We start from the raw sequence: 11,774 nt of genomic DNA, 5'->3' as shown, positions 1-11,774 counted from the left end.
GTGGGGTGGCGATGCGGCAGCACGGAGACACGGACAAGGGCGCGGCCACCATCACTGTCAGTGATATGGCAGCCAGGCCGGCAACCCTTGTCGTCATCGACGAGTCTGGCGGCGTCCGCAGTCGACCGTCAAGGTGCTAATACGAATTATCGAGCGGCATTCAGCGATTGAACTTGTGCGCCCAAGGGTCTTGACGGCGACCTCGGATGGCCGCACCATTTCACCTCACCGACGCTAATGCGTATTACCTCGGTAACGATTGGACACAGAACGTGACTGGTTCGCGCAGGCGAGTCACCCAGCACGACATCGCCCGGATGACCGGCGTCAGCCAGGCGACCGTCTCGCTGGTGCTCAACGGCCGCGACGACGGCAACGTCAGGATCGCCCCGGAAACCCGGGAGCGGGTGCTGCACGCCATCCGCACCACCGGTTACGTCGCCGACCCGGTCGCCCGCCGTCTCGCCGCGCGGCACAACCGCATCCTCGGCGTGTTCACCTACGAACCGGTCTTCCCGACCGGCACCGGGGACTTCTACCACCCGTTCCTGGTCGGCATCGAGGAGTGCGCCGAACGGCTCGGCTGTGACCTGCTGCTGCTCACCAGCGCCCCGGTGTCGGGCGGCCGACGGCGGATCTTCCACGACGACAACCGGCTCCGGCTGGCCGACGGCTGCGTCCTGCTCGGACGATCGCTGGACCACGACGAGTTGACCCGGCTGGTCACCGAGGGTCAGCCGTTCGTCTCGGTCGGCCGCCGCGACAACGCGGGCGGGCCGGTGCCGTACGTCGGCGCCGACTACCCGACCGCCACCGCCACAGTGGTACGCCGTGCGCTGGCCGCGGGTCACACCGCGCTGGCCTACCTGGGACAGGGCGCCGGCCCCGAGTCGCACGCCGACCGCATGCGCGGCTTCCGTACCGCGCTCGACGAGGCCGGACACACACCACGGCACCTGCCGACCACCGACCGCTCCCCCGCCGAGTTGCTCGACGCCCTGCTCGCGGCAGGCGTCACAGCGGCGGTCGTCGAGGAGTACGCCGACGGCGTGGCCATCGCCCAACTCGCCCGCGAACGCGGCCTGGACGTCCCGGGCGACCTGTCCATCCTGGCGCTCGGCGACCCCACCCGACCGGCCAGCACGGACATCGACTTCACCGGCTTCCGCATCCCCCGCCGGGAGATGGGGTGGCAGGCCGTCGAGGTGCTGACCGGGCTGCTGGAGGCGGACCCGGACACCGTGCCCCAGCGGCTGGTGCCCTGCCAACCCGTCGACGGCGCCACCCTCGCGCCGCCGAAGGTGACCCCGTGAAAGGACAGCTCTTGCCAGACATGCAGGCCGAAGTACTGATCGTCGGTGGTGGACTCGGTGGCGTCGCGGCAGCCCTCGCCGCGCTGCGCGCCGGCCGTTCGGTGGTGCTCACCGAGGAGTACGACTGGCTCGGCGGTCAGCTCACCAGCCAGGCCGTACCACCCGACGAGCACTCCTGGGTCGAACAGTTCGGTGTCACCGCCAGCTACCGGAGGCTGCGCGACGGCATCCGGGACTACTACCGCGCCTACTACCCGCTCACCGATCGTGCGCGGCAGGCCACCACGCTCAACCCCGGGGCGGGGCACGTCAGCCGGCTCTGTCACGAGCCACGGGTCGCGGTCGCGGTGCTGGAGGCGATGCTCGCGCCGTACCGGGGCGCCGGTCGGCTGCGGCTGCTCCAGCCGTACCTGCCGGTGGCCGCCGACACCGACGGCGACCGGGTGACCGGGGTGACACTGGCGCACCGGGACAACGGCGAACGGGTACACGTCGTCGCGCCGTACGTGCTGGACGCCACCGAGACCGGCGAGCTGTTGCCGTTGACCGGCACCGAGTACGTCACGGGCTTCGAGTCGTGTGGCGAGACCGGGGAGCCGAGCGCGCCGGACGAGGCGCAGCCGACGAACATGCAGGCGTTCTCGGTGTGCTTCGCTGTCGACCACGTCGACGGCGACCACACCATCGATCGGCCTGCCCGGTACGACTTCTGGCGGGCGTACCAGCCGCCGTACTGGGGCGACCGGATGCTGTCCTTCCGATCCCCCAACCCGCGCACCCTGGAGATCTCCGAGCGCACCTTCACCCCCAACCCGGACGACGACCCGTGGTTGGTGATGGCCGACCAACGGCTGAGTCCGGGCGACGGCAACCTGTGGACGTTCCGTCGGATCGCCGCTCGGCGCAACTTCCTCCCGGGCAGCTACGACAGCGACATCTGCCTGGTCAACTGGCCGATGATCGACTACTTCGAGCAGCCGCTGATCGACGCGCCCGACCCCGCCCACCACATCGCGGCGGCCCGCGAGCTCTCCCTGTCGGTGCTCTACTGGCTGCAGACCGAAGCGCCCCGCGCCGACGGTGGCACCGGCTTCCCCGGGCTGCGTCTGCGGGGCGACGTCACCGGCACCGGCGGCATCAGCACCGGCGGCGACGTCACCCACAGCGGTCTGGCCCAGGCCCCCTACATCCGTGAGTCGCGACGTATCCGCGCCGAGTACACGGTCGTCGAGCAGGACCTCTCCCTGGCGGTACGCGGCGACAAGGGTGCGGTCAGCTACGCGGACGCGGTGGGCGTCGGCATGTACCGCATCGACCTGCACCCGTCCACGGGTGGGGACAACTACGTCGACGTGGCCTCGTGTCCCTTCGAGATCCCGCTCGGCGCCCTGATCCCCCGGCGGGTGGAGAACCTGCTGCCCGCCGGGAAGAACATCGGCACCACCCACATCACCAACGGTTCGTACCGCCTGCACCCCGTGGAGTGGAACGTCGGCGAGGTCGCCGGTCTGCTCGCGGACTTCTGCCTGGCCCGGCGGGTCACCCCCCGCGCGGTGCGCTACACCCCCGGCCTGCTGGCCGAATTCCAGAACCGCCTCGCCGACGAGGGCGTCGAGCTGCGCTGGCCCGACATCGCCGGCTACTGAGGGAGAACCCTGATGAGGAAACGGTTGACAGCCGTCGTCGCGCTCGCCGCGATGCTCGGCCTGAGCGCGTGCGGCGGCGGCGACAGTGCCGGCTCCGACGGCCCGGTCTCGCTGCGGATGACCACCTGGTCGGCGAACGAGGCACACCTGAAGTTGTTCAACGAGATCGCCGCGGAGTACCGGAGCAGCCACCCCAACGTCGCGGAGATCACGTTCGACCCGATCCCGTTCGAGAGCTACACCACCACCCTGACCACCCAGATCGCCGGCGGGAACCCGCCGGACCTGGCCTGGGTCCTGGAGAACGCGGCTCCCGACTTCGTCTCCTCGGGCGCGCTGCTGCCGCTGGACGACACCCTGCGCGCTACCGACGGGTACGCCTTCGACGAGCTGGCGCCGTCCGCGACGAAGCTGTGGCAGTCCGACGGGAAGCTCTACGGGTACCCCTTCTCCACCTCGCCGTTCGGCATCTTCGTCAACACCGACCTGGTCAAGGCCGCCGGCGCGAAGAGCCCGGCCGAACTGATCGCCGCCAACTCGTGGACCTGGGAGAACGCCGTGACCACCGCCTCGGCGGTGGCGACGAAAACCGGCAAGGCGGGCCTTGTGGTACGCGACTTCGACTACAAGGGTTGGGACAACCTCTCCACCATCTGGACGGGTTGGGGTGCCCAGGCGTGGAGCGCGGACGGCAGGACCTGCGGCTTCAACGCCGGCGAGATGGTCGACGCGATGACCTTCCTGCACAAGGCGATCTTCACCGCCAAGGCACTGCCCGGCCCGGGTACCGCCGCCGATTTCTTCGCCGGCGAGGCCGGCATGACGATCACCCAGATCTCCCGGGCCTCGCTGCTGGAGAAGCAGAAGTTCGGTTGGGACCTGGTGCCGTTGCCGGCCGGCCCGAAGGGTGACTACTCGGTGATCGGCCAGGGTGGCATGGGCGTGTTGAAGAAGGGCAAGAACGCCAAGGTCGCCGCCGACTTCCTCGCCTTCCTCACCAACCCTGCCAATTCCGCCAAGCTGGCGCAGTTCTTCCCGCCGCCGCGTACCCCGCTGCTGACCGCCGCGACCCTGGCCAAGACCAATCCCCTGCTCAAGCCGGAGCAGTTGCAGAGCGTGGTCATCGACGGGATCGCAGGCGGCGTGGTGAAGCCCAACCACACCGGGCAGGCCGAGCTGAGCCAGGCCGTACGGTCGGCGCTGGACCCGATGTGGAAGCCCGACGCGGACGTGCGGGCCGTCCTCGACGGTGTCTGCTCGGCGATCAACCCGCTGTTGGCGAAGTAGGGGATCAGCGATGCCGGTCCTCGTGGACGACGTGGCGGGTCGGGTCGAACCCCGGCCCGCCCCGGGCGGCGCAGCGGCCCCCCGACGACGCGGATGGTGGACGAGTCGCCGACGTGACCAGTTGGCCGGCCTGCTCTTCGTGACACCGCAACTGGTGGGCTCGGCCCTCTTCGTGCTGCTGCCGCTCGGCCTCGTGGTCTGGTACAGCCTGCACGAGTGGAACGTGCTCGCGGACACCTTCGACTTCGTGGGCACGGAGAACTACCGCGAGTTGGTCGACGACCCGAAGCTGCCGGGCGTACTCCGGACGACCCTGTTCTTCTCCGTCGGCCTGGTCGTCCTCAACCTCGCCCTGGCCCTGCTGCTCGCCGTGTTGCTCAACCAACGGCTGCGCGGCACAGTGGTGTTCCGGACGTTGTTCTTCTCCCCGGTGGTGGTCTCACTCGTCGCCTGGACGATCGTCTGGGGTTTCCTACTCCAGGACAACGGCGGCGTGAACGGGGTGGCCGGCACTGTCGGGCTGGACGGCCCCAACTGGCTGCGCGGCGAGTGGACCGCGCTGCTGTCGGTGATCGTCGTTCAGGTGGTCAAGAACGTCGGCCTCAACATGGTGCTGTTCCTCGCCGCGTTGCAGGGCGTCCCGGCTGAGCTCTATGAGGCGGCCCGGGTCGAGGGAGCGAGCCGCTGGACCCAGTTCCGTCGGATCACCGTGCCGCTGATCAGCCCGACCATCCTGCTGACGTCGATCATCACAGTGGTCGGCGCGTTGCAGGTCTTCGCCCAGATCGCCGTGCTCACCCAGGGCGGACCGGGCACCTCGACCACAGTGCTCGTCTACTACCTCTACCAACAGGCCTTCCAGTTCCACCAGTTCGGCTACGGCTCGACGCTGTCGGTGCTGCTGTTTCTGATCGTGCTGACGCTGACCGTCGTGCAGTGGCGGATGCGCAGGAAGTGGGTCTTCCATGAGCAATAGGCTGCCGTTGCGGGCGCGGGTGGCGATCTACGGGCTGATCTGCCTGCTGGCCGTTCCGTTCGTCTTCCCGACCTGGTGGATGGTCACCTCGTCGTTCAAGCCGGTCGGTGACATCTTCGCGTTCCCCCCGTCGCTGATCCCCACCGACCTGAGCTTCTCGGCGTACCGGCGGGTGTTCGAACTACAACCGTTCGCCCAGCAGTACGCCAACAGCGCGTACATCGCGGTGGTGGTCACCATCGGCACCCTCGCCGTCTCGTCGCTGGCCGGCTACGCGTTCGCGCGGATCCGGTTCCGGGGGCAGCACGCGCTCTTCCTGGTGGTGCTGGTGGGCCTGCTGATCCCCAGCGAGGTGACCATCGTGCCGCTGTTCCAGATGTTCAACTCGGTCGGCCTGATCGACACCCACTGGCCGTTGATCCTGGTGCCGATGCTCGGCGCGCCGAGTGTGCTGGCGACCTTCATCATGCGGCAGTTCTTCGTCACCCTCCCCGGCGAGTTGGAGGAGGCGGCACGGGTGGACGGCCTGGGCCGGCTGGCGACCTTCTGGCGGATCGCGCTGCCGCTGGCCCGTCCGGCGCTCGGCGCGGTGGCGATCTTCACCTTCCTGCACAGTTGGAACCTCTACCTGGAACCGATCGTCTTCCTGTCCACCCCGGAGAAGTTCACACTGCCGCAGGCGCTGACCCAGTTCGTCGACGCGTACGGCGGCCCGATGTGGGACGTGCAGCTCTCGGCTGCCTCGATGACAGCGCTCCCCGTCCTGGTCGTGTTCGTCATCGCGCAGCGGCAGTTCATCGAGGGCCTCGCCCACACCGGCCTGAAGGGCTGACGCGCCCGGGTGTGTCCACCTGCCCCCTCGAATCTCGTGGCGTTAGCCGAAGGTGCGCCGGAGCCAGTCCTCGTAGGCGAGAGGCAGGATGAGCACACTCACGTAGACGGCGAACACCACGAGCAGGATCAGCAGCACGGTGGTGACGGCCCTGCCGAGCCGCCCGGCCGGCCGGGTGGTCGGGACAATCCGCGGCACTCGGCGCCGATAGGCGGCGCCCAGCGCCCCGGCCAGGACCATGACCGGACCAGCCAGAACGACGCCGTTGACGGTGATCTCGAGACCGACCCGGGAGAAGGACTGGGCGTACAACAGGCCGAAACAGCGGGCCGGCTCGGGCGAGAAGTCCCAGACGTTGACGTGGCAGGCGATCGGGTCGGTCACGAAGAAGATCACCAGAGTGGACAGCGCCGCCGCCGTCGAGCCGGCGAGAACGGCCAGGGCCGGCCGGTACGGGCCGGGCCGGGCCACGATCACCCCCATCACGACCGCGACGACGACCTCGGCGACGGTGACGCCGGCGGCGGCGTAGATCTCGAAGAAGGGAACACCATCCACCACCTCCTGCTGCTGCCGAACCCAGCTTGGTAGTGCGGCCCTGGCCGCGAACGGCATCACGGCTCCGAGCACCGTCACGCATGCCGCACCGATCGCGCCGACGGCGAGCGCGTACCCCACCCTGAGCGGCTGATCATCCGCCGTACCACGGATCCGGCAACGGCGGATGATCACCGGAGTCAGCCAGAGCAACGTCAGGAAGGGCAGCGTGAACGGGTTGAACACCAACCGGTACGCGGCGTCGAACCGCACCTCCGCCCACCTCGCGATGCCGCCGTACCAACCGATGTCCGCGCCAGCCGCCGGCAGTCCACCCCAGCGGATGGCGAAGCCGGTCTCGAGTTTGCTGGTAGGCAGCCAGACGGCGAAGAGGAGGGCGCCGACGAGAGCGGCAACCACCACCACGGCGGGCATGGCCCACGACGCGGGCGCCGGCGCGGTGAGTACGCCTCGGGCCGTCGACGTGATCCAGGCGGCGACCGCTACACCACCCGCCATCAACAGCAGGATCGAGACGACCCAGGCCGACGGGCTGTCCGCGATGCCCGAGGCCCCCGCGATGGCGGCCACCTGAAGAGACAGGTGCGAGCCGCCCGCGAAACCGGCGACGAGCGCGGCCGGACCAACCACCCAGCTCAGGGCCGACGGCGCCCGGACGGGCTCGATCGCGACGGCCCGCCAGATCGCCACCGCGAGCAGTGCGACGGCGACCGCGCCGACGAGGACACCGACCGCCGCGTACGCCAGCCGAGGATTGGCCAGCAGGTTGATGCCCACCAGGAAGCCGGCGTTCGAGCAGACCAGACCGGCCGCGATACCAACGCCTGCCAGCTCCCACAGACTGGTGGTGGACAGCAGTCGATGATCCACCACCGTGGCGAGCCGCCGGCGCGGATCCGGGTGGGTGCCCCACCTGCTCCATCGGTGTTTCAGCGGTGGCAGACGCCCCAGGACGGCTCGCAGTGCGTCGCCGTCGCCGCGGCCCGCGGCGAGGACGTCGGCGTACGTCTCCCGCTCACGCAGGATCGCGTTGCGCGTCAGGTACACCACTGCGGTCAGCACCAACAGCGAGACGAGGCGATATGTGGTCTGGCCCGGATACGCCACGAGCTGCACGTCGCGCCAGTGCCAATCGAGTGGTGTGCGGAGCATCTCGGGGTGCAGGGTCAGAACGAGGTAGGGCAGGAGGGCGACCGCGACGAACGCCCGCCAGATACCGATGGCCAGATAGGTCCGATCCACGTCCTCATGACGCAGGTGCGCCAGCTCGTGCCGCACCACCGCGCGGAAGGCGGGCCGGTTGGTGGCGTGCAGGACCAGCAGACCGGCATCGAGCTGCACGTATCGGTGCCAGGGCAGACCGAACGCCTGGCCGCCGGTTGTCCGCGTGAACGGTGCGATGCGCCAGTCCGGTGACCTACCGAGGCCCATCTCGCGGCTAAGCTGTTCCAGGTGACCCCACAGCTCCGGTGCGGTCGCCTCCGACAACCGCTTCAACCTGCGCTGGCGCACGATCCACCAGGGATGCGACAGATACGACGTGAGCGCCAGGCCGATCAGCAGGGCGACGCCGCCGGCGATGAAGGCCAACTGGTCGAGGAGCACGGGGGCGAAGCAGTCGCTCATCCGGCGGTCGGCCGCGTCCGTTCTCCGGAGGTCCTCCTCGGTGACCACCGGGACGTCGGACCAGCCCGGGGCTGCGGATCGTTCCGCTTCGCAGGCGCTGATGGCCGTCGTCAGACGATCGAGCCGGTCGGGAACGAACGTGTAGAGGGTGAGGAAGACGAACCCGCTGGTGGCCAGGACGACGGCGACCAGAAGCGCGAGTCGCAGCGTGGACGCCGCCGGTGCGAGAACCGGAGGGGCCGGTTGTGGCGGTGCCGAGTGAGGTTCGTCGCGTACCGGGGCAGCAGACCCGGTCACGCCGGCCCACTGCCACGGTGCCCCTGTCCCACCACGGCATCAGCGATCAGCTCGGCCTGATCGGCGGGGACGCCACCCTGACGCGCCACGCGCTCGACGATCCGACGGATCTGGTTCCACTGCTCGGCGGTCAGCGTCAGCGGCTCATCCTCGTCGGGGGCGGAATCCGGGCGACGAGAGATTCCGAACAGGCGTCGGATGCCGTCGGCCGTCGCCTTCACGCCCTTCAGCGCCGCTTCGGTGACCACGTAGCGGACCACCTCGCTCATCGCGGCGAGGAGAGCTGGCGTCACGATCACCGCGAGCTCGGGCAGCCCGAACGCGAGCGGTCCGCCGACGGTGCCGTTACGGGCGAAGGCTTTCGGATCGGCGAAGTAGGCCGCGCTGAGCAACGGGAAGAGCTCGTCTCGCTCGGCTGGTGAGAACTCCCGCACCAACGGCCACGCGAGATCACGTAGTAGGGCCTCATCCGGGTCAGCGCTCATGAGATCCTCCCCGACCCCGGCGATCATCGATCCGAGCAGCGTCGAGCATAGTGGATGCGGTCTATCACTGACGGTGACCGGGAGGCGATCGAAGCACCAAGCGGACCATCCGCTCGGTGCTCGCGCCGACGAAACCGTTATCCCCGTTCGGTCGGCAAGTCTCCTGAGGGGAGGAGTTGGTGGCGATCAACCACCACCTCCTCGCTTGTCAGCAGTGCGACCACGTGAAGGAGTGGAATCGATGCGCGCAACCGGCCAGGGTGAAGCGGACGCCGCGAGGGGCGGTCGAGGTGTCCACGCGGACCCCCGACGCGGGTTACTCGGCCGCCTCCCCACAGGTGCGCGACGTCTGCTGTGGCCGCTCGTCGTGGCAGCCGTCGTCGCCGTACTGGTCTGTGGTGTGATCGTCGTGCTGCAACCGACCGGGCCGACGCCCGCCCCGGCCGCGACGCAGGCGGTCGACGCGCCGCCGCCCACCGACCCGGAGCTCGGCACTCCCAGCGCGACCACACCCGCCCCCACGGCGAGCCCGACGACGGCGACCCCTTCGGCGACGCCGTCGGCGAAGCCGACGACCGGGCGTCCGGTCGCCCCGGCGGCGCCGACGGTGACCTCGAAGCGCAAGGGCGTCGGGGTGTGGACCTTCGACGGGGTCAACCAGGCGCTGGCGAACTCCGGCGCGAGTTGGTACTACACCTGGGACGTGGCGCACCAGGGCGTCACCAGCCCGAAGGGCGCCGAGTTCGTCCCGATGATCTGGGGGGCGAAGAGCGTCACCGCCACCAACCTTCAGCAGGCCAAGAAGAACGGCAAGTACCTGCTCGGGTTCAACGAGCCGGACCTGAAGGGGCAGGCCGAGATGACCGTGGAGCAGGCGCTGGACCTGTGGCCGCAGTTGCAGGCCACCGGTCTTCCGCTGGGCAGCCCGGCGGTGGCCTGGGGTGGTGACCGGCCCGGCGAGTGGCTCGACCGTTTCATGGCGGGCGCGAAGCAGCGCGGCTACCGCGTCGACTTCATCGCCCTGCACTGGTACGGCGGCGACTTCACCACCGCCAACGCGGTCAACCAGCTCAAGTCGTACCTCCAGGCCGTGCACGACCGTTACCAGCTGCCGATCTGGCTCACCGAGTTCGCCCTGATCGACTTCTCCAACGGCGTCCGCTTCCCGACCCAGGCGCAGCAGGCCGCGTTCCTCACTGCGGCGACGAAGATGCTCGGTGGGCTGTCCTGGCTACAGCGGTACGCGTGGTTCGGCCTGCCCGCGACGGACAAGGACCAGACCGGGCTGTTCCGCACCGGCAGCGAGGCGACCGCCGTCGGTCGCGCCTACCAGGCGGCTCGCTGACCCCGACCTACACGTGGTCTCGCCAGGAGTGCCGCGGCTCGTAACCGAGCACCCGTCGCGCCTTGTCGATGCTGAGCAGGGTCTCGTGCTCGCCGAGGTCCTTCCGGATCTCGACACCCGGGTAGACCTCGGCCATCAGGCTTGCGCTGGACCTGCTCATCACGGTGTCGGCGTTGGCGATGACGAACACGTCGGCGCCGGGCTGGTCGTGGGCGAGTGCCCGCTCGACCGCCTGCGCGCCGTCGCGGGCGTCGATGTAGCCCCACAGGTTCCACCGGCGCAGCTGAGGGTCGGCGTCGAACGAGGGGAACGGGGCGTAGTCCTCGACGTCCATCACGTTGGAGAAGCGCAGGCCCACCATGACCAGCTCCGGGTCCCAGCGGCAGAAGTGCCGGGCCATCTCCTCCTCAAGTGCCTTGTTCAGGGAGTACGTCGACTCGGGGCGCGGCGCGTACTCCTCGTCGACAGGCGCGTACGGCGGCGGGGTGTCGAACGGCAGCCCGAGCACCGTCTCGCTGGACGCCCAGACGACCCGCTTGATCCCGGCCGCCCGGGCGGCGGCGAACACGTTGTACGTGGCGGCCGAGTTGTTGGCGAACGTGGTTGCGTTCGACATCAGCCCGGGGGCCGGGACCGCCGCCAGGTGCACGACCGCGTCGACGCCACCCGCGTGTTCGTCGGCGCCCCCGGTGAACGCCTCCACCACCTGCCCGTAGTCGGTCAGGTCGACGAGCAGGAACTCGCCGTCCACGTCGCGGGGGTCGCGGCCACCGGCGCGGTCCACGGCCAGCACGTCGACGCCGACCGCGCGTAGGTGGGTGACGACGGCGCGGCCGAGCTTGCCGGTGGCGCCGGTGACGACGACACGCCTGGGCAGTGCGGAGTTGCTCATGACCACATCCTCTCCGGCGTCGAGCTGCGCCCTGAAGGCGGTACCGCCTCCTGCGCGACGATCCGTTCGAAACGCCCATCCGGCGTGCACGTCACCGAGCACGGGAGCGCCACAAACGGATCAGCTTCCTTCAGCGCGGTACCGCCTCTGGTTCCTCGTCGCCCGGTACGCCTCGACCGCCTTGCGGGAACTTCGCCAAATGCCGTCCGATCCCTGCACCGCGTCGAGACGCCCGCGCTGCGAAGCTTGTCGGAGCGCGGCAAGGCTGAACTCCGCTGTCACCAAGGCCGCGAGCGGCACGAGGCGCGCTGGACCGGCGACGTTCGGCACGATGAAGCGGTTCAGGTTGTCGTACATCACACGAGCAACCAACTCTCCCAGCGCACCGTAATCTCCGGCGTCCGCCTTCTGCAGCGCGGCAAGGTAGGCGTCACGCTGGCGCTTGAAGATGATCACGGGCGGGTAGCCGAGGCGGACGAGGACCAGGTTGACCACCGAGGCGCTGGTTCAACTCGCC

The 11,774-nt window shown here is 69.4% G+C and carries 10 protein-coding genes; 6 read left to right on the top strand and 4 right to left on the bottom strand.

The features are described from left to right. Positions 1-272 precede the first annotated feature (272 nt). From ACWCO3_RS23475 to ACWCO3_RS23455, 5 genes are read left to right on the top strand one after another with little or no spacing between them, the layout of a single operon-like run. Positions 273-1,313 (top strand): LacI family DNA-binding transcriptional regulator, encoded by a 1,041-nt coding sequence (locus ACWCO3_RS23475; RefSeq protein ID WP_145780502.1) that lies wholly within the window; start codon positions 273-275, stop codon positions 1,311-1,313. Then, on the top strand, positions 1,310-2,959 hold the full coding sequence (locus ACWCO3_RS23470) for an FAD-dependent oxidoreductase (protein WP_450012044.1): 1,650 nt from the start codon (positions 1,310-1,312) through the stop codon (positions 2,957-2,959). Before ACWCO3_RS23475 ends, ACWCO3_RS23470 begins: the two co-directional genes overlap by 4 nt. Positions 2,960-2,971: 12 nt before the next feature. Next, on the top strand, positions 2,972-4,246 hold the full coding sequence (locus ACWCO3_RS23465) for an ABC transporter substrate-binding protein (RefSeq protein ID WP_450012042.1): 1,275 nt from the start codon (positions 2,972-2,974) through the stop codon (positions 4,244-4,246). Between the two features lie 10 nt (positions 4,247-4,256). Further along, the gene (locus ACWCO3_RS23460; protein ID WP_357844425.1) at positions 4,257-5,222 is read left to right on the top strand and encodes a carbohydrate ABC transporter permease; all 966 of its coding nucleotides are present in this window, start codon (positions 4,257-4,259) and stop codon (positions 5,220-5,222) included. Further along, on the top strand, positions 5,212-6,054 hold the full coding sequence (locus tag ACWCO3_RS23455; RefSeq protein WP_450012039.1) for a carbohydrate ABC transporter permease: 843 nt from the start codon (positions 5,212-5,214) through the stop codon (positions 6,052-6,054). The genes ACWCO3_RS23460 and ACWCO3_RS23455 overlap by 11 nt, the downstream gene beginning before the upstream one ends. Positions 6,055-6,096: 42 nt before the next feature. Here ACWCO3_RS23455 and ACWCO3_RS23450 read toward each other — a convergent pair whose 3' ends face one another. Together ACWCO3_RS23450 and ACWCO3_RS23445 are read right to left on the bottom strand one after the other, a co-directional pair. Then, on the bottom strand, positions 6,097-8,535 hold the full coding sequence (locus ACWCO3_RS23450) for a M48 family metalloprotease (RefSeq protein ID WP_450012037.1): 2,439 nt from the start codon (positions 8,533-8,535) through the stop codon (positions 6,097-6,099). Continuing rightward, a complete protein-coding gene (locus ACWCO3_RS23445; protein ID WP_145780492.1) occupies positions 8,532-9,047 on the bottom strand; it encodes a hypothetical protein in 516 nt (171 codons plus the stop codon). Before ACWCO3_RS23445 ends, ACWCO3_RS23450 begins: the two co-directional genes overlap by 4 nt. A gap of 214 nt (positions 9,048-9,261) precedes the next feature. Here ACWCO3_RS23445 and ACWCO3_RS23440 point away from each other — a divergent pair, with 214 nt between their 5' ends. Then, positions 9,262-10,365 (top strand): glycosyl hydrolase, encoded by a 1,104-nt coding sequence (locus ACWCO3_RS23440; protein ID WP_450012035.1) that lies wholly within the window; start codon positions 9,262-9,264, stop codon positions 10,363-10,365. A 7-nt stretch (positions 10,366-10,372) separates the two neighbouring features. Here ACWCO3_RS23440 and ACWCO3_RS23435 read toward each other — a convergent pair whose 3' ends face one another. Next, positions 10,373-11,257 carry an NAD-dependent epimerase/dehydratase family protein gene (locus ACWCO3_RS23435; protein ID WP_145780487.1) on the bottom strand — a complete coding sequence of 295 codons (885 nt, stop codon included), beginning with the start codon at positions 11,255-11,257 and terminating at the stop codon, positions 10,373-10,375. 120 nt (positions 11,258-11,377) lie between these two features. After that, entirely contained in the window at positions 11,378-11,752 is a 375-nt protein-coding gene (locus ACWCO3_RS23430; protein WP_450012032.1) for a hypothetical protein, read from the bottom strand. Between the last annotated feature and the right edge of the window lie 22 nt (positions 11,753-11,774).

The sequence above is a fragment of the Micromonospora sp. NPDC002411 genome, assembly GCF_053592955.1.
The sequence above is the reverse complement of the archived record's forward strand: the minus strand, read 5'-3'. Positions and strand labels throughout refer to the sequence as shown.

Coding starts and splice junctions, on each gene's coding strand:
- ACWCO3_RS23445 (WP_145780492.1), bottom strand. CDS start 9,047: ATGATCGCCGGGGTCGGGGAGGATCTCATGAGCGCTGACCCGGATGAG.
- ACWCO3_RS23465 (WP_450012042.1), top strand. CDS start 2,972: ATGAGGAAACGGTTGACAGCCGTCGTCGCGCTCGCCGCGATGCTCGGC.
- ACWCO3_RS23460 (WP_357844425.1), top strand. CDS start 4,257: ATGCCGGTCCTCGTGGACGACGTGGCGGGTCGGGTCGAACCCCGGCCC.
- ACWCO3_RS23435 (WP_145780487.1), bottom strand. CDS start 11,257: ATGAGCAACTCCGCACTGCCCAGGCGTGTCGTCGTCACCGGCGCCACC.
- ACWCO3_RS23455 (WP_450012039.1), top strand. CDS start 5,212: ATGAGCAATAGGCTGCCGTTGCGGGCGCGGGTGGCGATCTACGGGCTG.
- ACWCO3_RS23440 (WP_450012035.1), top strand. CDS start 9,262: ATGCGCGCAACCGGCCAGGGTGAAGCGGACGCCGCGAGGGGCGGTCGA.